Origin of the sequence: Citricoccus sp. I39-566 (assembly GCF_031432995.1) — a bacterium.
Lineage (GTDB): Bacteria > Actinomycetota > Actinomycetes > Actinomycetales > Micrococcaceae > Citricoccus > Citricoccus nitrophenolicus_A.
Genome location: NZ_CP133842.1, coordinates 3,062,201 through 3,084,208, shown reverse-complemented (window position 1 = coordinate 3,084,208; position 22,008 = coordinate 3,062,201). Strand labels below are relative to the sequence as shown.

20 protein-coding genes are annotated in these 22,008 nt (G+C 71.4%); 12 read left to right on the top strand and 8 right to left on the bottom strand.

The features are described 5' to 3' along the window. Positions 1–48: 48 nt before the first annotated feature. Both RE421_RS14025 and RE421_RS14020 read right to left on the bottom strand, forming a co-directional pair. Positions 49–1,092 (bottom strand): NAD(P)-dependent oxidoreductase, encoded by a 1,044-nt coding sequence (locus RE421_RS14025; protein WP_309811234.1) that lies wholly within the window; start codon positions 1,090–1,092, stop codon positions 49–51. A gap of 2 nt (positions 1,093–1,094) precedes the next feature. Continuing rightward, positions 1,095–2,387, bottom strand: coding sequence for an enolase C-terminal domain-like protein (locus RE421_RS14020; RefSeq protein WP_309811232.1), 1,293 nt, complete (start codon positions 2,385–2,387; stop codon positions 1,095–1,097). Between the two features lie 75 nt (positions 2,388–2,462). Between RE421_RS14020 and RE421_RS14015 the strand changes: the two genes are divergently transcribed. The 7 genes from RE421_RS14015 (at position 2,463) to RE421_RS13985 (ending at position 10,069) form a co-directional block, all read left to right on the top strand. After that, positions 2,463–3,407: a LysR family transcriptional regulator gene (locus RE421_RS14015; protein WP_309811229.1), complete on the top strand. Its 945-nt coding sequence runs from the start codon at positions 2,463–2,465 to the stop codon at positions 3,405–3,407. A 31-nt stretch (positions 3,408–3,438) separates the two neighbouring features. After that, a complete protein-coding gene (locus tag RE421_RS14010; protein WP_309811226.1) occupies positions 3,439–4,575 on the top strand; it encodes a GuaB3 family IMP dehydrogenase-related protein in 1,137 nt (378 codons plus the stop codon). Between the two features lie 5 nt (positions 4,576–4,580). After that, positions 4,581–6,461 (top strand): glycerol-3-phosphate dehydrogenase/oxidase, encoded by a 1,881-nt coding sequence (locus tag RE421_RS14005; protein ID WP_309811221.1) that lies wholly within the window; start codon positions 4,581–4,583, stop codon positions 6,459–6,461. Positions 6,462–6,518: 57 nt separating this feature from the next. Next, on the top strand, positions 6,519–7,478 hold the full coding sequence (locus tag RE421_RS14000) for an SURF1 family protein (RefSeq protein WP_309811216.1): 960 nt from the start codon (positions 6,519–6,521) through the stop codon (positions 7,476–7,478). Beyond that, positions 7,475–8,023: a DUF3817 domain-containing protein gene (locus RE421_RS13995; RefSeq protein ID WP_309811214.1), complete on the top strand. Its 549-nt coding sequence runs from the start codon at positions 7,475–7,477 to the stop codon at positions 8,021–8,023. The genes RE421_RS14000 and RE421_RS13995 overlap by 4 nt, the downstream gene beginning before the upstream one ends. A gap of 105 nt (positions 8,024–8,128) precedes the next feature. Then, complete coding sequence (locus tag RE421_RS13990) at positions 8,129–9,262, top strand: L-talarate/galactarate dehydratase (protein ID WP_309811211.1); 1,134 nt, start codon at positions 8,129–8,131, stop codon at positions 9,260–9,262. Between the two features lie 18 nt (positions 9,263–9,280). Beyond that, positions 9,281–10,069, top strand: a complete 789-nt coding sequence (locus RE421_RS13985; RefSeq protein WP_309811207.1) for a GntR family transcriptional regulator — start codon at positions 9,281–9,283, stop codon at positions 10,067–10,069. Positions 10,070–10,084: 15 nt separating this feature from the next. On the opposite strand, the gene RE421_RS13980 is transcribed toward RE421_RS13985, so the two are convergent. Together RE421_RS13980 and RE421_RS13975 are read right to left on the bottom strand one after the other, a co-directional pair. After that, positions 10,085–11,014 (bottom strand): dihydrodipicolinate synthase family protein, encoded by a 930-nt coding sequence (locus tag RE421_RS13980; RefSeq protein WP_309811204.1) that lies wholly within the window; start codon positions 11,012–11,014, stop codon positions 10,085–10,087. A 60-nt stretch (positions 11,015–11,074) separates the two neighbouring features. Next, positions 11,075–12,640, bottom strand: a complete 1,566-nt coding sequence (locus tag RE421_RS13975; RefSeq protein WP_309811201.1) for an ABC transporter substrate-binding protein — start codon at positions 12,638–12,640, stop codon at positions 11,075–11,077. Positions 12,641–12,711: 71 nt separating this feature from the next. On the opposite strand from RE421_RS13975, the gene RE421_RS13970 reads away from it, so the two are divergent. Then, positions 12,712–13,173 (top strand): FCD domain-containing protein, encoded by a 462-nt coding sequence (locus RE421_RS13970; RefSeq protein ID WP_309811198.1) that lies wholly within the window; start codon positions 12,712–12,714, stop codon positions 13,171–13,173. Positions 13,174–13,206: 33 nt separating this feature from the next. Here the strand turns inward: RE421_RS13970 and RE421_RS13965 are convergent, their stop codons facing one another. Genes RE421_RS13965 through RE421_RS13950 form a run of 4 tightly spaced genes read right to left on the bottom strand, consistent with a single transcriptional unit; the run spans position 13,207 to position 16,813 of the window. Next, on the bottom strand, positions 13,207–13,605 hold the full coding sequence (locus tag RE421_RS13965) for a universal stress protein (RefSeq protein ID WP_309811195.1): 399 nt from the start codon (positions 13,603–13,605) through the stop codon (positions 13,207–13,209). Continuing rightward, positions 13,602–15,152: a tripartite tricarboxylate transporter permease gene (locus tag RE421_RS13960; protein ID WP_309811192.1), complete on the bottom strand. Its 1,551-nt coding sequence runs from the start codon at positions 15,150–15,152 to the stop codon at positions 13,602–13,604. The genes RE421_RS13965 and RE421_RS13960 overlap by 4 nt, the downstream gene beginning before the upstream one ends. 41 nt (positions 15,153–15,193) lie before the next feature. Next, a complete protein-coding gene (locus tag RE421_RS13955; RefSeq protein ID WP_309811189.1) occupies positions 15,194–15,769 on the bottom strand; it encodes a tripartite tricarboxylate transporter TctB family protein in 576 nt (191 codons plus the stop codon). 42 nt (positions 15,770–15,811) lie between these two features. After that, positions 15,812–16,813 carry a tripartite tricarboxylate transporter substrate binding protein gene (locus tag RE421_RS13950; protein WP_309811186.1) on the bottom strand — a complete coding sequence of 334 codons (1,002 nt, stop codon included), beginning with the start codon at positions 16,811–16,813 and terminating at the stop codon, positions 15,812–15,814. Positions 16,814–16,964: 151 nt separating this feature from the next. Here RE421_RS13950 and RE421_RS13945 point away from each other — a divergent pair, with 151 nt between their 5' ends. From RE421_RS13945 to RE421_RS13930, 4 genes are all read left to right on the top strand, one after another. Then, a complete protein-coding gene (locus RE421_RS13945) occupies positions 16,965–17,849 on the top strand; it encodes a LysR family transcriptional regulator (protein ID WP_309811184.1) in 885 nt (294 codons plus the stop codon). A 159-nt stretch (positions 17,850–18,008) separates the two neighbouring features. Then, on the top strand, positions 18,009–18,953 hold the full coding sequence (locus tag RE421_RS13940; protein ID WP_309811182.1) for a 5-dehydro-4-deoxyglucarate dehydratase: 945 nt from the start codon (positions 18,009–18,011) through the stop codon (positions 18,951–18,953). Between the two features lie 59 nt (positions 18,954–19,012). Continuing rightward, positions 19,013–20,650: an aldehyde dehydrogenase (NADP(+)) gene (locus RE421_RS13935; RefSeq protein WP_309811178.1), complete on the top strand. Its 1,638-nt coding sequence runs from the start codon at positions 19,013–19,015 to the stop codon at positions 20,648–20,650. Positions 20,651–20,655: 5 nt separating this feature from the next. Next, positions 20,656–21,981 carry an enolase C-terminal domain-like protein gene (locus RE421_RS13930; protein WP_309811175.1) on the top strand — a complete coding sequence of 442 codons (1,326 nt, stop codon included), beginning with the start codon at positions 20,656–20,658 and terminating at the stop codon, positions 21,979–21,981. Positions 21,982–22,008 lie beyond the last annotated feature (27 nt).

Below are 22,008 nucleotides of genomic sequence, written 5' to 3'. Positions count from 1 at the left end.
ATACCTCAATGCCCCGCATGGCTCGCCCAGTTCCCATGTACCGCAGGTTCATGCGTTCCCGACGCCCGACCGCGGCGTCCCCGCGGCAAGCCGCTCCACGTTTGCGGCGAGGTCGGCGGCCCGCCCGGCGAAGGTCGAGTCGGCGTGGCCGGAGCAGTGCGGGGTGAGCACCACGTTGTCCAGGGCGGCGAAGTCATGGTCGGCCGGAGGGGTGCGGCCCGGGGCGGGGGCACCCCACCAGACGTCGATCGCCGCGCCGCCGATCGCCGTCGGGCTTCCGGCCTCGGCGGTGAGCGCGGCGTAGAGCGCGTCCTGGTCCACCACGGGCCCGCGGGCCACGTTGACGAGGTAGGCGTCCGGCTTCATCGCCGTCAGCTCGGCAGCCCCGATCAGCCCCTCCGTGTCCGGGTTCAACGGCACGGAGACCACCACGACGTCGGCCTCCTCCAGCAGGCGCGGCAGCTCGCCCGAGCCGCCGACCCACCGCGGGTCCACCCCCGCCGGCAGCGGGGCCTCCGGGTTGCCGCGCACGGCGACGGTGTCCATGCCCCAGGCGCTCGCCAGGCGGAGCGTCTCGGCGCCGATCCCGCCGACGCCCACGGCGCCGAGGGTCAGGGTGTCCAGGGTGCGGAAGGCCGGCACCGTGGGATCCGTGGCCAGCGTGCGCCAGGTCCCGGAGCGCAGGGCGCGGTCCCGGACGAGCAGCTGCCGCTCCAGGGCCATGACGGAGAGCAGCACGTGCTCGGCGATCGAGCGTTCGTGGTGGGCGGTGGTGGTGACATCGGTCCCAGCGGGTAGCGCGTGCACCGCCACGCGGTCCAGCCCGGCGCCCGTGACCTGCACCAGGGTGGCACCCACGTGCGGGGCCACCTCCGCGGTGAGCCGGGAGCAGATCAGCACGTCGCAGTTGGCGACGGCGGCCCGCTGGGCTTCCTCGTCGCCCTCACCGTTTGCGTCGGTGAGGAACACCCAGTCGTGGTCCGGGGCACCCGAGGTGAGCACCGCGGACCACCGGGCGATGATCGGGTCGGTGACGAGCACGCGCAGCCGGCGGGCCGACGTCGTGCCCTGGTGTTCCGGAACCGGCGCCATCCTTACCACCGGGCCGGGGACGGGTCGAAGTCGGGCAGGAACCGGCGCATGTAGCCGGTGTCATCCCGCTCCCGCAGCCCGGCGCTCAGGTACTGCTCGTGCAGGCGGGCGAGGGCGTCCTCGTCCAGTTCGACGCCGAGGCCCGGACCGGTCGGCACCGCCACGGCGCCGTCCTGCAGGTCCAGCACGCCGGGGACCACCACGTCGTCCTCCGGCTCCTTCCACGGGGTGTGCGTGTCACAGGCGTAGTCCACGTTGGGCGTGGCCGCGGCCAGGTGGACCATGGCGGCCAGGCTGATGCCCAGGTGCGAGTTGGAGTGCATGGACAGCCCCCAGCCGAAGGTCTCCGCGATCCCGCCGAGCATCTGGGACCGGCGCAGCCCGCCCCAGAAGTGGTGGTCCGAGAGCACCACGTCCACGGCACCGGCGGCCACGGCCGGCGGGATGTCGGCGAAGGACACCACGCACATGTTGGTGGCCAGGGGCATCGACGTACGGCGGCGGACCTCGGCCATGCCCTCGATGCCGGGGGTGGGGTCCTCGAGGTACTCCAGCACCCCGCTGAGGCGCTCGGCCACGGCCACGGAGGTCTCCACGGTCCAGGCGCCGTTCGGGTCCAGCCGCAGGGGCAGGTCCGGGAACTCGGCGCGCAGCGCCTCGATCGCCTCGCACTCGGCCTCCGGGGCGAAGACCCCACCCTTGAGCTTGAGGGCGGAGAAGCCGTAGGTGTCCACCAGCCAGCGGGCCTGGGACACGAGGCCGGCCGGGTCCAGCGCCTGGCCGTACCGGTCCGCCTCGGCGCCGGGATGCCCGGCCCACTTGTAGAACAGGTAGCCGCTGAAGTCCACGGAGTCCCGCACGGCTCCGCCGAGCAGGGCGCTGACGGGCATCCCGAGGACCTTGCCCTGGATGTCCAACGAGGCCACGTCGAAGGGGGAGAGGACCCTGTCCGCGGTGGCGGATCCGGTGACCATGCCGGACATGCCGTGACCGCCCTGCGTGGTGTCCGCGGCCAGGGCCCGGGCGATCCGGACGCGCAGCTCATGGGTGTTGAAGGAGTCCGCGCCGACCACCGCGCGGCCGGCCAGCTCCAGCCGGGCCAGGTGGGCCGCGTCCCCGTAGGTCTCGCCGAGGCCGGTGACGCCGGCGTCCGTGTGGACCTGGACGATGGCGCGCAGGGCGAAGGGCTCGTGCACCCCGACCGTGTTCAGCAGCGGCGGGTCCGCGAAGGCCACGGGGGTGATGGTGGTGCCCGTGATGGCCGGGCTGGGAACGGGGGCAGGAGAGGTGTTCACGGGACTCAACCTAGGTCCGGTGATCGATGCGCGTCCAAGCTAATATGTGCACACAATCATCCAAGGAGTGGATCGATGTTCTCGCTCATCCAGCTGGAGTCCTTCGTGGCCGTGGCCGAGGAGCTGCACTTCGGCGCGGCCGCCACCCGGCTCAACATGACCCAGCCGCCCCTGAGCCGGCAGATCCAGCTGCTCGAGAAGGAGCTCGGCGCCCAGCTGTTCGTGCGCAGCAGCCGGAAGGTCGAGCTCACGGCGGCCGGCCAGACCCTGCTGCCCAGCGCCCGGCGGATCCTGGACCTGTGCACCAAGACCGAGCTGGACGTCCGCCGGGTCTCCACCGGCGACGCCGGCTCCATCGTGCTGGGCTACACGGCCATCGCCGGCCAGGCCGCCCTGCCGTGGCTGCTGCGGCTGGCCCGTGAGCACATGCCCGGGGTGTCCCTGGTGCTCCGGGAGGCCGTCTCGGCGGACCAGCTGGAGGCCCTGTCCCGCGGCGCGGTGGACCTCGGCCTGCTGCGGCCCATCGTCTCCCGGTCCGGGGTGCACACCGAGCTGGTCTTCAAGGACCGGCTCGTGGTGGCGCTGCCGGAGGGGCACGCGCTCGCCACCGGCGGCGGGGTGCGCCTGAAGGATCTCGAGGGCCAGCCGCTGATGATGTACTCCACCGCGGAGGCGCGCTACTTCTACGACCTGGTGATGCGCCTCTATGAGAGTGCGGCCGTCACCCCGACCATCACCCAGCTGGCCAGCCAGGTCCCGGCGTTGCTGGCCTTCGCCGCCGCCGGGCTGGGCATCACGCTGGTGCCGGCCTCCGCCATGGACTTCGCGCCGCCGGGGGTGGTGGCCGAGGAGCTGAAGGGGCATGCCGGGCTGGAGGACCTCAACCGGGCCGACCTGCACCTGGCGTGGAACGAGAACGGGGACAACCCGGCCGCCGCGCGACTGCGCGAACTCATCCTCGCCCGCCTCTCGCCCCAGGGCATCCCGGGGGAGGGGTCACTGCCCGTCGCCGGGGACTAGCCCGTCCGGCACCTGCACTAGTCTGGAACGCGTGAGCAACGAGATCGAGATCGGCCGCGGCAAGCGGGGACGCCGGGCGTACGCCCTGGATGACATCGCGGTGGTGCCGGAGCGCCGGACGAGGGACCCCGAGGACGTGTCCATCACCTGGCAGATCGACGCCTTCACCTTCGAGATGCCCGTGATCGGCGCCCCCATGGACTCGGTCATGAGTCCGGAGACGGCCATCGCCCTGGGGCAGGCCGGCGGCATGGGCGTGCTCAACCTCGAAGGCCTGTGGACCCGCTACGAGGACCCGAGCTCGGTGCTCGAGGAGATCGCCGCCTTCGAGTCCAGCAACTACTCGCCCGCCAACACGCGGCGGCTGCAGAAGATCTACTCGAAGCCGATCCAGGCCGAGCTGATCACCGAGCGCCTGGCCCAGATCCGGGAGGCCGGCGTGGTGGTGGCGGGCTCGCTGACCCCGCAGCACACCCAGGAGTACTACGAGACCGTGCTGGCCGCCGGGGTGGACATGTTCGTCATCCGCGGCACCACCGTCTCCGCGGAGCACGTCTCCCAGAACCGCGAGCCGCTGGACCTGAAGCAGTTCATCTACGAGCTCGACGTCCCGGTGATCGTGGGTGGCGCGGCCGGCTACACGCCGGCCCTGCACCTGATGCGCACCGGCGCCGCCGGCGTGCTCGTGGGCTTCGGTGGTGGCGCGTCGTCGACCACCCGCCGCGCCCTGGGCGTGCGCGTGCCGATGGCCACCGCCATCTCGGACATCGCCGAGGCGCGCCGTGACTACATGGACGAGTCCGGCGGGCGCTACGTCCACGTGATCGCCGACGGCGGCGTGGGCACCTCGGGTGACATCGTCAAGGCCCTGGCCATGGGCGCGGACGCCGTGATGCTCGGTGCTGCCCTGGCCCGCGCCCAGGAGGCGCCCGGCCGCGGCTGGCACTGGGGCGGCGAGGCCGCCCACGCGGACATGCCGCGCGGGGACCGCACCCACGTGGGGACCGTCGGCACCCTGCAGGACGTGCTGTGGGGCCCGAGCCACCACACCAACGGCACCTCCAACCTGATGGGCGCCTTGAAGCGGGCCATGGCCACCTCCGGGTACTCGGACGTCAAGGAGTTCCAGAAGGTCGAGGTCCTCGTGGCCCCGACCCAGGACCGCTGAGAGTCATGACCGCCACCGGTGCCCTGGGGCCCGCCAGCCGCGACCACGCGCTCGCCGCGCTGGCGGCCACCACGCCGGAGCACCCGTTGGACGTGCTGGTGATCGGCGGGGGAGTCGTGGGCGCCGGGACCGCGCTGGACACCGCCACCCGCGGGCTCTCCACGGCCCTCGTGGAGGCCACCGACTACGCCTGGGGCACCTCCTCACGCTCCTCCAAGCTGGTCCACGGCGGGCTGCGCTACCTCGAGATGCTGGACTTCCCGCTGGTCCACGAGGCGCTGCGGGAGCGCGGACGGCTGGTGGAGGACATCGCGCCGCACCTCGTGCGGCCCGTGCCGTTTTTGTACCCCCTGTCCAAGCCGTGGGAGCGTCCCTACGTGGGGGCCGGCGTCGCGCTCTATGACGGAATGGCCGCCGGGCGCACCGGGCACCTGCCCGTGCACAAGCACCTCGGCCGCGCCGCCGTGGCCCGGATGGCCCCCGGGCTGAAGCCCGAGGCGTACCTCGGGGCAATCCGCTACTACGACGCCCAGGTGGACGACGCCCGGCTGGTGATCGAACTCGTCCGCACGGCCGCGGCCCACGGGACGCACTGCGCCTCCCGGGCCGAGGTCACGGCCTATCTCGGCGCAGGATCCGCCTCCGAGGAGGGCATCACGGGCGTCGAGGTCCTGGACCGGGAGAGCGGCCGGCGGCTGACCGTGCACGCCCGGCGCGTCATCAACGCCACGGGGGTGTGGACCGGGTCCATCCCGCTGCGCCACCCGAACGGCACCGAGGAGCCCGTGATCGCCGGGATGCCGAGGGTCACCGCCGCCAAGGGCATCCACCTGGTGGTGCCGCGGGACCGCTTCACCTCCACCTCGGGGCTGATCCTGCGCACCGAGAAGTCCGTGCTGTTCGTCATCCCCTGGGGCCGGCACTGGATCATCGGCACCACGGACACCCCCTGGCGGGAGGCCGTGGACCAGCCCGCCGCCACGAGCGGGGACATCGACTACGTGCTCGAGCGCGCCAATGCCGTGCTGACCACACCGCTGACGCGGGCGGACGTCATTGGGGTGTTCGCCGGGCTGCGCCCGCTGGTGACGCCGGCGGGGGAGGACCAGCCGCTCGGCGACACGGCGGCTCCGAGCGAGGCGCCCGCCACGTCTCCCGCCACGGCGAAGGTGTCCCGCGAGCACGTCGTCGCCACGCCGCTGCCGGGGCTCACGGTGGTGACCGGCGGCAAGCTCACCACCTACCGGACCATGGCCGCCGATGCGGTGGACGCCGCCGTCGGCTCCGCGGGGGCGCGCGGGACCGGCCCGCTGACGGGCCAGGACGAGACCGGCTCGGGGGAGGGGGTGCCCGCCTCCTGCACCGCCGAACTGCCCCTGCTCGGCGCACAGGGCTGGACGCCGGCCTGGAACCGGAGGCTGCTGCTCGCCTCCGAGTCGGGCCTGCCGGCCGCCACGGTCGAGTCCCTGCTGCACCGGTATGGCTCCGGCGCCCCCGAGGTGATCGCCCTGGCCGTGGCCGAGCCGGAGCTCGCCGAGGAGTTGCCGGGGCTGCCCGGCCACCTCGCCGCCGAGGCCGTGCACGCCGTCACCCACGAGGGGGCGCGTTCGGTCCAGGACGTGCTGGCGCGGCGGATCCGCGCGGTGTTCGAGGCGGACGACGCCGGCGCTGCCGCCGCCGAGTCGGTCGCCCGCCGGGTGGCGCCCCTCCTCGGATGGGACGCGGAGCGGGCCTCGGCCGAGGCGGAGCGCTACCGGCAGTGGACGCAGGCCCAGCGGGCCACCCAGGACGCCGCCACGGACGCCGAGGCCCAGGACCTGCTCCTGGCGTCCTCGAGGGGATCCGTGCGGGACGCCTCGCGCGGCGGCCGGCCCGCCAGCGCCTGAGGGCCCCCGGAGGCGACGGAGTTCTACACCCGGTAGAGAACCGCGTAGTCTGGTGGGGTGCTGAGAACCGCCCTGAAACCCACGTGGATCGCCGGACTGATCCTGGCGCTCGTGGTGTCCGGGGTCTTCGTGCTCCTGGGCAAGTGGCAGATGGACAACGCGGCCTCCGCCCCGCCGCCCCTGACCCAGACCGAGACGCCCGTCCCCCTGACCGAGCACTTCGTCCCCGAGAAGGCGATGTACGGCACGGAGGCGGACCAGGTCGTCACCCTGTCCGGGCAGTTCCTGCCGGACACGGACGTGTTCGTCCACCCCCGCCTGAACGACGGCGAGGAGGGCTACTGGGTGGTGACCGCCCTCCGCGTCCAGGGTGCCCCGCAGGACGAGGTCATCCCCGTGGTGCGCGGCTGGACGGCGTCCACCGCCGCTTCCGACCCCGCCCCGGAGGGGGAGATCCACCTCACCGGCCGGCTGCTGCCCGCCGAGGGTCCCGGACCGGAGGGGATCGAGCAGACCCCGGACGGCACCGTGCTGGCCAGCCTCGCGTCGGCCGAACTCATCAACCTGTGGGACGTGCGCTCCTACGCCGGCTACGTGGCCCCCTTCGAGATGACCGCCGCGTCTGGTGCCGAGGTCGGCGCCACCGCGGCCGGCAGCAGCCTGGAGCCGGTCATCGTCGGCCCCCAGCCGCAGGAGACCACCTACAACTGGATGAACATCTTCTATGCCATCGAGTGGGTCGTGTTCGCCGGCTTCGCGATCTACCTCTGGTGGCGATTCCTGCGCGACGACCACCTGCGCCAGCAGGAAGAGGCCGCACTCGACCGCCAGTGGGCCGAGGAGTGGAAGGCCGCCGAACTCGAGCGCCGCCGCGCCCAGGCCGTCGAGGCCAAGCGGAAGGCCACCGAGGAGTACGAGCGCTACCACGGGGTGTCCGTGGCGGCGTCCCCGCCCCCGGCGTCACCCCAGCAAGCCCAGCCATCCCAGCAAACCCACCCATCCCAGGAGCCCCAGTGACCAGCCCGCACCAGCAGCCCCCGGTGGACCCGAACACCCTGCCCGACCCCGAGGACATCACCGAGGCCGACCTGCCGGCCCCGCCGCCGCGGCCGGGGACCGAGGCCCCGCGGCGCTTCGCCGGAACCCACCAGCAGATCCGCTCCGCGCTGACCATGTACAAGGTCTGCGCGTGGATCACCGGCATCATGCTGCTGCTGCTCGTGCTCGAGATGATCTTCAAGTACGGCTACGGCACGGAGCTGTACGCCGGGGGCACCCTCGTGGACGGCTCCGCCAACGGGCTCTCCCTGCAGCCGGAGGACTCGGTGACGGGCGGGTTCAACCTGTCCATCGCCGTGCTGATCGCGCACGGCTGGCTCTACGTGGTCTACCTCGTGGCCGCGTTCCGGCTGTGGTCGCTGATGCGCTGGAACGGCATGCGCCTGCTGCTGATCGCCGGCGGCGGCGTGGTGCCCTTCCTGTCCTTCATCGTGGAGAAGCGCGTGCACCGCGAGACGCTCGCCGAGCTGGAGGCCCACCCCGAGGCGCTGCGCCGGTACTGATGGGAGCGGTGGGGCCGCCCTCACCTGTTCCCACGGAGGATTGCTTGTAGTACAAGTTGAGGACTTGTATGATCGGTTCTGTCGCCCACCGATCAGAGGAATCTCATGTCCTACACGCCCGATGCCATCCGCCACGTCACGCTCTCCACGGCCCGGCTGCCCCTGGCCACGCCGATCTCCGATGCCAAGGTCTTCACGGGCCGGCAGAAGCCCATGACGGAGGTGGCCTTCCTCTTCGCCGAGATCACCACGGAGCAGGGCCACGAGGGGCTGGGGTTCTCCTACTCCAAGCGCGCGGGCGGCCCGGCTCAGTACGCGCACGCCCGCGAGGTGGCGGAGGCCATGATCGGCGAGGACCCCAACGACATCGCCAAGCTGTACACCAAGCTGCTGTGGGCCGGCGCCTCCGTGGGCCGCTCCGGGGTGGCCACCCAGGCCCTGGCCGCCCTGGACGTGGCCCTGTATGACCTGAAGTCCAAGCGGGCCGGGCTGCCGCTGGCCAAGTTCCTCGGTGCCCACCGCGACTCCGTGCGCACCTACAACACCTCCGGCGGCTTCCTCAACGCCTCCATCGAGGAAGTCAAGGAGCGCGCCTCCCAGTCCATCGAGGAGGGCATCGGCGGCATCAAGATCAAGGTCGGCCTGCCAGACTCGGCGGAGGACCTGCGCCGCGTGGCCGCCGTCCGCGAGCACATCGGCCCGGACGTGCCGTTGATGGTGGACGCCAACCAGCAGTGGGACCGCGCCACCGCCCTGCGCATGGGCCGCCGGCTCGAGGAGTTCGACCTCGTCTGGATCGAGGAGCCCCTGGACGCCTACGACGTGCAGGGCCACGCCGACCTCACCGCCGCCCTGGACACCCCCATCGCCACCGGCGAGATGCTCGCCTCCGTGGCCGAGCACGAGCGGCTGATCGCCGCGCGCGCCTGCGACATCATCCAGCCGGACGCCCCGCGCGTCGGCGGCATCACCCAGTTCCAGCGGCTGGCCACCCTGGCCGACGCCGCCGGCCTGGACCTCGCCCCGCACTTCGCCATGGAGATCCACCTGCACCTGGCGGCCACCTACCCGCGCGAGCCCTGGGTGGAGCACTTCGACTGGCTGGACCCGCTGTTCAACGAGCGCCTGGAGACCTCCGGCGGCCGCATGCTGCTGCCCCAGCGCCCCGGGCTCGGCGTGAGCCTCAGCGATCAAGCCCGTGCCTGGACCCTCGAGACCGCGGAGTTCGGCCGCGCCTGAGGTGCCAGAATGAGTCCCATGACTCCGCCCCCTGCCAGCTCTGCCGCCGGCACCGGCACCACCCGCACCGAGGCCCTGATGGACCAGTTGCGCCGTCGGATCGTCGGCGGGGAGCTGGCCCCGGGGCACAAGCTGCCCAGCGAGAACCAGCTGGTCGCCGAGCACGGGGTCAGCCGCACGGTGGTCCGGGAGGCCATCCTGCGTCTGCAGGCGGAGGGCCTGGTCCACACCCGGCGCGGCAGCGGCAGCTTCGTGCTCACCCCGCCCGCCGAGCACGACGGCGGCGCTCCCGTCCCGCGGGCGGCCCCGGCGTCCACGGTGGCCGAGCGACTGGACCTGATCGACTACCGGGTGGCGGTCGAATCCGAAGCGGCGGCCCTGGCCGCCGTCCGCCGCTCGCAGGCTCTGGCCGAGGCGGTACAGCGCGCCGAGCGTGCCTTCGCCGAGCGTGCCGCCGCCGAGGTCCCCGGGCAGCCGGCCGAGCTGCTGGGCCTGGACTTCGCCTTCCACCGGGCCGTGGCGGAAGCGTCTGGCAGCGCCCTGCTGCTGCAGGCACTGGACGCCCTCGGCCCGGCGATGATCGCCATGCCGCGGGAACGCCTGTCCGGCGCCGGTGCACCCGGAGCCGACTCCTCCGCGCCGGCCGCCGTCGGTGACCGGGCCACCGTGGTGGCGGCTGAACACGCAGCGGTCGCGGCCGCCGTCGTACAGGGGGACGCCCAAGGCGCCGCCGCCGCGATGCGCACCCACCTGCGCAACTCGGCCCGCCGACTCGTGGATGAGTCGACGGGCCGATCGTTGGACTGATCGAGGCCGTGCGGCTCACCCCACCTGCAACCCCACCTGCAACGCCGCCTGCCACGGCAGCATCATCTCCTCGACCAGCTGGCGGTCGGGTGCGGAGAGGACGCTGATCGGCGGGCGGACGTCCCGCCGGCACAGTCCCAACTGCGCCAGGGACTCCTTGACGACGGTCACGTTGTGCTCGGACTCGTTTCTGGCCCGCAGCTCCTCGAAGGGGCGGATGAGTTCCCAAATGCGCATGGCCCCCTCGGTGTCAGAGGTCTGCAGCGCTTCGAGCAGTCGCAGGGAGAGGGAGGGCTCGACGTTGGCGAATCCTGAGGTGAATCCGGTGGCCCCCACGGCCCAGTAGCCCGGTGCTGACAGCTCTGCGAGGCCGGCGATCCAGACCAGATGAGGCCTGTCGCAGTCCCGGGAGACGGTGGCCATCCGTACGGGGTCGGGGACGGCGTACTTGATGGCCACCAGATTGGGGGCTGCATCCGCCAAGCGGGCCACGGCCGCTCCGTCGATGCGGGGATTGCGCAGATAGAGGACGACCCCGAGTTCCGGAACGGCCTCGGCGATCTGCCGGTGGTACTCGACCCACCCCTCCGAGGACATGAACGGATGGGCGGGCTGGTGGATCATGATCGCCTGTGCACCGGCAGACCTGGCATGGCGCGCGGCCTCGATTGCCTCGGGGACCGCACCGCCCACGCCGGCCAGGGTTGAGCACCCAGAACCGGCGGACTGGACGGTGAGCTCCACGCAATGCCTCCGTTCGGCTCCGGTGAGCGAGTAGTACTCGCTGGTGTTGCCGTTGGGGGTGGCCACCTGGATGCCGGCGTCGACCATGCGCGCCAGCACACGGGTGAAGGCCTCGTCGTCGATTCCGCCGTGGTGGTCGAAGGGCGTCACGGGGATGGCGACGACTCCGGCCAGCCGCTCTCGCACGAGCTCGAGGGTCATGGGTACTCTCCTTGGTTGTGTCTGTGGGATCCGCTAGGGTGGTCGTGCCGTTACGGCGTGCTATGGCGTGGCCTTGTGCATGTCGGCGACCCGCATCTCGTCGCCGGTAGCGGTCGTCGGTTCGTAGTCGACCTTCGGCGAGAGCGCCAGCGTGGCGCCGACCTGCACCATCATGGCGTCGCGGACGATCTCCTTATGCTGATAGGCCAGCGCCTCGGCGAATGCGTCCTGGCGCTCCTGTCCGAACGCCACCTCGCCCGCGGCGATCAGCGCATCCAGCTCCTCGGTCCCGAAGCTGCTCTGCGATCCCGTGCTGCCGAGGTTGTTGGCCATGGTGAACGAAGCGTCGCCTGCCTGATTGCCGTGCATGCCCATCAGGAGCCGCGGGCCGAAATCGGTGGGCACGGGTCGGAGTAGGTGCTGGAGCCACGTGTTGACGTCTCCCATCTGGACCTCGACATTCAGGCCGGCCTCCGTCAGGGAGTTCTGGACGATCTCCATGGCCTCATCGGCCTTGGGATAGAAGCCGGTGCGTCCGATGATGGTGATCTTCTCGTCCACCGGGACCCCGTCGGCCTTGGCCTCCGCGATGAGCTGCTTCGCCCGGCCCATGTCATAGGTCCAGGGCTGGATCTCCGGGTTGTGCCCGATCACGCCCTCAGGAACCAGCTGCGTCGCCAGCTGTCCCTGACCGCCGAAGATCGAGCCCAGCATGCCCTCCTTGTCCAGTGCGTAGTTCACCGCCTCGCGGACCCTGCGGTCGTCCAGCGGGGCGATGCCGGCATCCATCCGCATGTAGGTGACCTCATTGGTCTTGTACTGCACCGCCGCATCCCCTGCGCCGTCCTCCGGTGCCAGGGTGATCGCCAGGTCGGCCTCGTTGTTGGTCACCATGGCGGCTCGGATGGATCCCTCGGAGCGCCAGGAGTAGTCCACGGTCCCGAAATCCGGTGCCTCGCCCCAGTAGTCGTCGAATCGCTCCAGGGAGATGCTGGTGCCGGCCTGCCACTCCTTGAACCGGTACGGACCGGTGCCGACGGGTTCCCGGACCTTCGCCGTGTTGTCCGTCGTGGTGGGGACCATCCCCACGAAGGAGAGGCGCAATGGAAGGATGGGGTCCGGTGCGGCGGTCGCCACCTCGAGGGTCGTCTCATCGACCACCCTGGTGGTGATCGTCTGGTCGCCGAAGAACTGTCCGGCGACGTCGCACGCCATCTCGGGAAGCAGGGCCCGCTCGATCGAGTAGGCGGCAGCGGCGGCGTCGAAGGCGCTTCCGTCATGGAACGACACGTCCTCGCGGAGCGTGAAGGTCCAGGTCGTGTCGTCAGTCTGCTCCCACTCAGTGGCCAGGGCGGGGTTGAGGTCTCCCGTGTCCGCGTCGCGTGAGGTCAGCCCCTCGGCGATGTTGGAGCGGGTCACCAGGCCGGTGGAGTTCTGAGACCCCTGGCACGTCTCCAGGGTGGGCGGCTCATCCTTGAGGACGATGCGGATGGTGTCTGCGGATTCGGTCGAGCCCGTGGACTGCGTGTCCATGGCGCAGGCCTGTGTGGTGAGCAGTGCGGTGAGTGCCACGGCGACGCCCGCGGCGCGACGGGTGCGGATCGAGCGGGAAGGTGTTCGTGCCATGACTTTCCTCCAGAGGTCGGACCGGTGGGGCGGACCATTCGGGTCTGGTGCAGTCCGTGGCCTACAAAGGCATGAGGGTGCAGACCGTCGACAGCGAACTCATCACGTCAGTGCGGGACCTTCGGCTGCTGATCGAACCCGAGGCCGTGCGCCGGGCCGTCGTCGGAGGCTCGGAGGGTTTCCTGGGCGATGCCAGGCGGTCGCTCGAGACGGCCCGACGGCTGATCGACGAGGGCGGCGATCGGGCAGGACTCAGTCTCGTCAATCGAGATTTCCACTCACTGCTCTATGCCGGTTGCGGCAACCCCCTGATGCGGGAGGTCCTGGACAACCTGCGCGATCGGACCGCACTCATCAGCGTGGTCGCCTGGCATGACGCCGAGGGGCGCGCCCTGCACCCTTCAGAGTTCGAGTGGGACGAACACCGGGACATCCTCGAGGCAGCGGAGGCCGGCGACGCCGAAGCTGCCTCACGCCTGACGACCGGGCATATCGGCAGGTTCTTCGAGAGGGTGCTGGCGGGCGACAGGTAGGGAGGCGTCCCTGCCTGCCTCAGCGTCCTTGGACTAAGCCGATCGCGCCTTCACCGCGAGCACGGGGCGTTCGGCCTGCAGCAGGATCCGCTGGGCGTGGGAGCCCATGATGAACTTGCCCACCTGGGTGCGCTGGCGCAGGCCGATGACGATCAGGGAGACGTCGTGCTCCTCGGCCAGCTCCAGGATGGACTCGGTGAGGTCGTCCCGGTGCGTGGGCCGCAGCACGGTGGCCGTGACGCCGGCGTCCCGGGCCGCGGCCATCACACGGTCGAGGTCCTCCGCGGAGGCCACCGTGGTATCGGCCAGTGCGCCCTCGCGCTGGGAGTTGACGATCAGCAGGTCCTGGCCCCGCAGGGTGGCCTCCTCGATCGCCGCCGTGACGGCGGCCTCTCCCACGGGGGTGGGGACGTATCCGACCAGGATGCTCATGCGTTCTCCTTCTTCTTCGCGGGGGAATCGGTGGTGCCGGCCACGGTGGCGGCCAGCCCGGACCGGCGGCGCCGGTCGATGGCGGACTTGATGATCGGCAGCAGGGCCACCACCACGAAGATCACGAGCAGGGTGCCGGAGATCGGCCGCGAGACGAAGCCGAACAGGTCGCCCTCGAAGACGAGCAGGGACCGGCGCAGGTTGGACTCGAGCAGGGAGCCGAGCACGAACGCCAGCACGAGCGGGCCGGGCTCGAAGCCGAACTTCTTCATCAGGTAACCGACGGCACCGAAGAGGACCACGAGCAGCACGTCGAACATCGAGTTGCGGATGGTGTAGGCGCCCAGCAGGGTGATGAGGGCGGTGATCGGGGCCAGGATGGCACCGCGGACGCGCAGGATGCGCACGAAGATCCCAATCAGGGGGATGGCCATGATCAGCAGCAGGATGTTGCCGATGTACATGGAGTTCACCACGCCCCAGAACAGCTCGGGGTCGTCGTTGATGAGGTTCGGCCCCGGGGTGACGCCCTGGATGAGCAGCGCCCCGAAGATGATGGCCATGGTGGCGTTCGCCGGGATGCCCAGGGTCAGCAGGGGGATGAACGAGCTGGTGGCCGCCGCGTTGTTCGCGGACTCCGGGCCGGCCACGCCCTCGATGGCGCCCTTGCCGAACCGGGACGGGTCCTTGGCGGAGCGCTTCTCCACGGCGTAGGCCGCCAGGGAGGAGATGGTGGCACCGCCGCCGGGCAGGATGCCGAGGAAGAACCCGAGGACGGAGCCGCGGCCGATCGCCGGGGCCGAGGTCTTGAACTCCTGCCGGGACGGCCACACGTTCTTGACCGAGTCCGGGGCCTTGGCCGCGCGGTGGCGCTCCTCGAGGTTGTAGAGGATCTCGCCGATCCCGAACAGGCCCATGGCCACGGGGACGAAGTCGATGCCATCCGCCAGGGAGAGGTTCTCGAACGTGAACCGCTCGGCGCCGGTGAAGGTGTCCCGACCCACGGTGGCCAGCAGCAGGCCGAACGCCGCGGCGATCAGGGCCTTGATCTTGGCGCCGTTGCTGATGGTGGCCACCAGCAGGATGCCCAGCAGGGCCAGCGCGGCGTACTCGGGCGGTCCGAAGTCCAGGGCGAAGCCGGCCACCAGGGGTGCGAGGAACGTCAGGCCGATGATGGCCACGGTGCCGCCGATGAACGAGCCGATCGCGGCGATGCCGAGGGCGGTGCCGGCCTTGCCCTGCTTGGCGAGCTGGTAGCCGTCGAACACCGTGACCACGGTGGAGGCCTCGCCGGGAAGCCGCAGCAGCACGGAGGTGATGGTGCCGCCGTACTGGGCGCCGTAGAAGATGCCGGCCAGCATGATGATGGCCGTGACGGGCTCCACGCCATAGGTCAGCGGCAGCAGGATGGCGATCGTGGCGGCCGGGCCCAGGCCGGGCAGTACGCCGATCAGCATGCCCACCGTGACGCCGAGCAGGCAGTACAGCAGGTTAGTGGGGTCCAGGACGGTGCCGAAGCCGTCCAGGACCGGTTGGAAGAAGTCCATGGGAGTCCTTAGGGTGCTTCCGGGTGGAGAGCCGGGTCAGTTCAGATCAGGTGGGGGATCGAGGTCCCCAGGGCGGCGATGAAGATGGCGTAGAAGGCCGCCACCACGATCACGGAGTAGAGCAGGGCAGAGCGCCAGCTCTCCCCACCGAGGAACTTCATCCAGATGAGGCACAGCGCCAGCGAGGGTACCTCGAAGCCGATCAGCGGGACGAGGACCACCATGCCGATCAGGGTGAGGAACCCGACGACGGTGATGACCGAATACCTCGTGAACCTCTCCCCGTCGGCGCCACCGCGGCGGCCCACGATCAGCTGGGCCAGGGCCAGGGCGCAGATCAGCACGCTGACGGCCAACGGCCAGGTGCCGGCATCCGGGTTGGTGGCGTCCCCGGTGCCGAGCCCGATCGAGACCACCACGCCGAGCACGCCCAGGGCCAGCACCACGAGCGAGGCGCCGAGGTTGGCCACCGGGCCCGCCGGGGGCGGGCCCTCCGCGGCCCAGGCGGCGGCCAGCTCCTCCGGCGTGAGGTCCTCCGCGAGCTCCTCCGTGAGGTCCCCGGAATCCGGAACCGGCGAGGCGCGGTGATCGTCGTTCGTGGGTGCGGTGGACGGCATGGCGTCCCTCCCTTACTGGTTCACGTCTGGTTCAGGGGCAGGTCAGTCGCCGGTCAGCGAGATGCCGTGCTCCTCGACGAGCTCGGCGTAGCGGTCACGCAGCTCGTTCCACTCGGTGACGACCTCCTCGCCGGAGATCTCGTGCGGGGTCAGCAGGTTGTCCTCGTTGAAGGCCTGGTACGTGTCCGTGGCCAGCGCGGCGTCCGCGGCCTCGACCAGGCGGGACGTGGTCTCCTCGGGCAGCCCCTTCGGCGCGGCCAGGGCGCGGTACTGGGACACCGGGATGTCATAGCCGGCCTCGGTGGCGGTCGGGGTGTCCGGCAGGAACTCGTTGCGCTCGGCCGAGAAAATCAGGATCGGGGTGACAGTGCCGGCGTCGATCTGCGGCTTGGCCTCACCCAGCTGGATGGTGGCCACCTGCACCTGGTTGCCCATCACCGCGGTCAGGGCGGGGGAACCGGAGTCGAAGGGGACCTCGGTGCCGTCCACCCCGGCCTCGGCGAAGAGGATGGCCTGGGCCAGCTGGGAGCCGGTGCCCACGCCGGTGGTGCCGTAGGTCAGGGAGTCGGCGCCCTGGATGTCCTCCAGGGTCTCGAAGCCGGACTCCGCGGAGGCCACCAGGACGTAGTCGTCCTGGGAGAGGCCCTTGATGACGTCCAGGTTCTCCAGGTCCACGGCCTCCTCCTCGGAGACCGCGAGCGGGGTGATGGTGATGAGGGAGGCGTTGAGCAGGACGAGCTCGTGGCCGTCGGCCTCCTTGCCCGCCACCTCCTTGGTGGCCACGGCACCGTTGGCGCCGGGCTGGTTGACCACGGCCACCGTCTCGCCGAGGTCCTCGGACATGCCCTCGCCCAGGGACCGGGCGATGAGGTCGGTGGAGCCGCCGGCGGCCTGGCCCACGGTCAGGGTGATGGGTCCTTCGGGGAAGGCCGCGGCGTCGTCGCCGCCGCCCCCGCCCACGTTGCCGCCACAGGCGGAGACGGACAGCAGTGCGGCGGCGGCCGCAACGGACAGGACAGTACGGCGGGCGGTGGTGGACCTCATGGCCGTTCGCTCCTCAGGGTGGGGATCCATGGTGATGACTGACAGGTGCCGTTGTGAGGTGACTCACGAGGCTGATGTTTGTCGAGACTAGGAAGCGTCTAGGATGCATGTCCAAGCCCTTTACTGCATATTGTGATACCCGGAAGGCATCATGTTCACCCTGGACCAGATTAGGTGCTTCGTGGCCGTCGCGGAGGAACTGCACTTTGGGCGGGCCGCGGAGCGGCTGCAGATGACCCAGCCGCCGCTGAGCCGGCAGATCCAGAAACTGGAGCGCAATCTACGGGTGGTGCTGCTGGACCGGGACCACCGCACCGTGGAGCTGACGACGGCGGGACGGGCGTTCCTGGCCGAGTCCCGCGAGCTGCTGGCGGCGGCCGAGCGGGCCCCCGCCGCCGCGCGGTCGATCGCCTCCGGCCAGGAGGGCATCGTCCGGATCGGCTTCACTGCGGCGGCCGGCTTCGGGATCCTGGGGGAGCTGCTCACCTCGATCTCGGAGGCCCTGCCCAAGGTCTCGCTCGAGCTGTCCGAGCTGGTGACCCGCCAGCAGGCGGCCGCGCTGCTTGAGGGCTCCCTGGACCTCGGGCTGGCCCGGCCGCCCTTCGACGCCGAGACCTTCGAGTCCCACCTGCTGCTCGCAGAGGACCTCATGCTGGCGGTGCCGGCCGACCACCCGCTGACCTCCCATCGCGGCCGGATCCGGCACGAGGACCTGCGCGGGGTCCCGCTGATCATGCACTCCCCCCTGACGGCCCGGTACTTCTACGACCTCATCGTGCGCATGCTCCCGATCGACCACGGCCAGGTGGTGCACACGGTGGGGCAGATCACCACCATGGTGGCCCTGGTCCGGGCGCGCCGGGGGGTGGCGTTCGTTCCCGCGAGTGCCCGCATGCTCGGCGTGGACGGCGTCCGCTTCCTGCCGCTGGCCGCCGAGGCCGAGGGGGCCGTGCACCTGCACGTCATCTGGCACCACCACAACGCCAACCCCGCCCTGCGGCGCGTGCTGGACGCGCTCGAGTCTGGAGCCGACTGAAGCGGCCCCGCCGGACCATGCTCTGCGGGTATCGAAGGATACAAACTAAGCCTTGGACAGGAATGACAGCGCGTTCTTACGGTGGTCAGTGAACGGCACCCATGCCGTCCAGCCCCCCGACGCGGACCGACCGCGTTGACGACGAGGAGGATGGTCTTCGTGGCCCAGTACACCCCGCAGGAACTCGCAGCCCGGCTCAAGGACGGCCTGCTGTCCTTCCCCGCTACCGCCTTCGCCGCGGACCAGTCCGTGGACGAGGAGGCCGTGCGTGAGCACGTCACCTGGCAGTCCGGCTACGACGTCGCCGGGCTGTTCGCGGCCGGCGGCACCGGTGAGGGCTTCTCCCTGACCGACGCGGAGCACGCCCAGGTGGTGCGCGCCTCCGTGGAGTCCTCCCGCCCCGAGGTTCCGGTGCTCGGCTCCGCCGGCGGGTCCACCCGCCAGGCCATCGCCCAGGCCCAGGCCTCCGAGGCGGCCGGCGCCGAGGGCATCCTGCTGCTGCCGCCGTACCTGACCGAGTGCGATCAGCAGGGCCTGCTGGAGCACGCCTCGGCCGTCGTCGGCTCCACCCGGACCGCCGTGATCGTCTACAACCGCGCCAATGCCATCTACTCGGCCGAGACCGTGGCCGAGCTGGCGCGCCGCCACGAGAACTTCATCGGCTTCAAGGACGCGACCGGGGACATCGAGCACCTCGCCAAGGTCTACGCCCGCAACGGCGACCGCATGTTCTACCTGGGCGGCCTGCCCACCGCCGAGACCTTCGCCCTGCCGCTGCTTCAGCTGGGCATGAGCACCTACTCCTCGGCCATGTTCAACTTCGTGCCCGAGTTCGCCCTGGACTTCTACCGCGACGTCCGCAACCAGGACCGGGACGCCGTCACCGAGAAGCTCAACCGCTTCGTGCTGCCCTACCTTCAGATCCGCGACCGCGGCAAGGGCTTCGGCGTCTCCATCGTCAAGGCCGGCATCCGGGCCATCGGGCGCAACGTCGGCGGGGTCCGCCCGCCGCTGCACGATCTCACCGAACAGGACCGCGCGGACCTGTCCGCCCTGATCGAGAAGGCGGGCATCCGCCCGGCCACCGCGGCCACGGCCGCCTGAACATCCCCGGTCGCCTGAACGCCCCGGCCGCCCGAACACCGATCACGAAGGAGCATCCCATGACCTCCACCCCCACGACCCGCTCGACCGGCACGGCCCTGACCGGCCACTCCATCATCGCCGGAGAGTCCGTGCCCGGCACGGGCGGCACCACCCACGGCTACAACCCGGCCACCAATGAGCCGCTCGAGCCGGCCTACTCGCTGATCGAGAACGAGCAGCTGGTCCGGGCCACGGGAGCCGCGGAGGAGGCCTTCGCCTCCTTCAGCACCCTGGACCCGGAGACCCACGCCGGGTTCCTGGAGCGGATCGCGGACAACATCGAGGCCGTCAAGGACGAGCTCGTGGCCCGCGCCATGACCGAGACCGGCCTGCCGGAGGCCCGGCTGACCGGCGAGACCGGCCGCACCACCGGCCAGCTGCGCCTGTTCGCCCGGGTGGTCCGCCAGGGGGACCACCGCGGAGTCCGCGTGGACCCGGCCCAGCCGGAACGGACGCCGATGCCGCGCGCGGACATCCGCCAGCGCCGGATCCCCCTGGGGCCGGTGGCCGTCTTCGGCGCCAGCAACTTCCCGCTGGCGTTCTCCACCGCCGGCGGGGACACCGCCTCCGCGCTCGCGGCCGGCTGCCCCGTGGTCTTCAAGGCCCACAACGCGCACCCCGGCACCGGCGAGATCGTGGGGCGGGCCATCGCCGACGCCGCGGCGGAGCTCGGCCTGCACCCGGGCGTCTTCTCCCTCGTCTACGGTCCCGGCGCCTCCATCGGCCAGGCCCTCGCCGCCGACCCGCGGATCAGGGCCATCGGCTTCACCGGCTCCCGCGGGGCCGGGACCTCGCTGATGGCCACCGCCGCCGCCCGCCCCGAGCCCATCCCGGTCTACGCCGAGATGAGCTCGATCAACCCGGTCTACTTCTTCGATGGCGCGCTCGCCGGCGACCAGGACTCGGTGGACGCCCTCGCGGCGTCCTTCGTGGGGTCCCTGACCGGGTCCTCCGGGCAGCTGTGCACCGCCCCGGGCCTCGTGTTCGTCCCGGCCGGCGCCTCCGGCGACCGCTTCGCCGCGGCCGTCTCCCGGCACCTGGCCGAGAAGGCGGGACAGACCATGCTCACCGCCGGGATCGCGCAGTCCTGGACGGCCGGCGTCGAGCGCCTGTCCTCGCAGGAGGGCGTGAGCGCCGTGGGCCAGGGCACGGACGGGACCACCCAGAACGCCCCGGCCCCCGTGGTCTACGGCACCGATGCGCAGACCTTCGGCGCCAACGAGGTCCTGCACGAGGAGATCTTCGGGGCGGCCTCGCTGTTCATCCGCTATGGCTCCCTGGACGAGCTCATCGCCTCGACCCGCCGCATGGAGGGCCAGCTGACCGCCACCCTGCACCTGACGGAGGCCGATCACGCCGCCGCGGCCCCGCTCATCCCGGAGCTGGAGCGCAAGGTGGGGCGCATCCTCGCCAACGCCTGGCCCACGGGGGTGGAGGTGGGGCACGCCATGGTGCACGGCGGCCCGTTCCCGGCCACCTCGGATTCCCGCACGACGTCGGTCGGTACAGTCGCGATCGAGCGTTTCCTTCGCCCGGTGGCCTACCAGGACCTCCCCGAGGCCCTCCTGCCGGCCCCGGTGCGCCAGTCCAACCCCTGGCACCTGAACCGCCGGGTCGACGGCGACCTGGTGCTGGCCGAGCGGGCGGGGGAGTGACCCCGATGGGCCAACCCACCATCGCCGGCGTGGAGGTGGTCCCCGTGGCGGGGCACGACTCCATGCTGCTGAACCTCTCCGGCGCCCACGGACCGTTCTTCACCCGCAACATCGCCATCGTCACCGACTCGGAGGGCCGCACGGGCCTCGGCGAGGTGCCCGGCGGGGAGAAGATCCGCTCCACCATCGAGGAGGCCGGGCGGCTGATCGCCGGGAAGCCGGTGGCCCGGTTCCGCAGCCTGCTGCGTGACATCGCCGCCGCCTTCGCGGACCGGGACGCCGGCGGACGCGGCCTGCAGACCTTCGACCTGCGCACCACGGTGCACGCCGTCACCGCGATCGAGTCCGCGCTGCTGGACCTGCACGGGCAGTTCCTCGAGGTGCCCGTGGCCGAGCTGCTCGGCGACGGCCAGCAGCGCGAGGCCGTGCCGATGCTGGGCTACCTGTTCTACGTGGGGGATCCCGACTCCACCGACCTGCCCTATCTGCGCGAGCCGGACGGCGCGGACGACTGGGAGCGGGTCCGCCGCGAGCAGGCCATGACGCCGGAGGCCGTGGTGCGGCTGGCCGAGGCCGCCCAGGCCCGGTACGGGTTCCAGGACTTCAAACTCAAGGGCGGCGTGCAGGCCGGTGACCTGGAGGTGGACGCGGTCACCGCGCTCAAGGAACGCTTCCCGGACGCCCGCATCACCCTGGACCCCAACGGCGGCTGGCGCCTTCAGGACGCCATCCGCCTCGGGAAGCGCATGCGGGGCGTGGTCGCCTACGCCGAGGACCCGTGCGGTGCCGAGGGCCGGTTCTCCGGCCGCGAGGTCATGGCCGAGTTTCGCCGGGCCACCGGGCTGCAGACCGCCACGAACATGATCGCCACGGACTGGCGGGAGATGGCCCACGCCATCCGCAGCAACGCCGTGGACATCCCGCTGGCGGACCCGCACTTCTGGACCATGGCCGGTTCCGTGCGGGTGGCGCAGCTGTGCCACGAGTTCGGCCTGACCTGGGGATCGCACTCGAACAACCACTTCGACATCTCCCTGGCGATGTTCACCCACGCCGGCGCCGCGGCGCCCGGCGCGATCACCGCCCTGGACACCCACTGGATCTGGCAGGACGGTCAGGGCCTCACCGCTGACCCCCTGCGGATCTCCGACGGGCAGGTCCGCGTCCCGGACGCCGCGGGACTGGGCATCGAGCTGGACCGTGCTCGGCTGGCCGCGGCGCACGAACTGTACCTGGAGCACGGCCTGGGTGCCCGGGACGATGCCGTGTCCATGCAGTACCTGGTCCCGGGGTGGGAGTTCGACGCGAAGCGGCCCTGTCTGGTCCGCTGACGCGGGCCGGTAGCGCGCTCCGGTAGC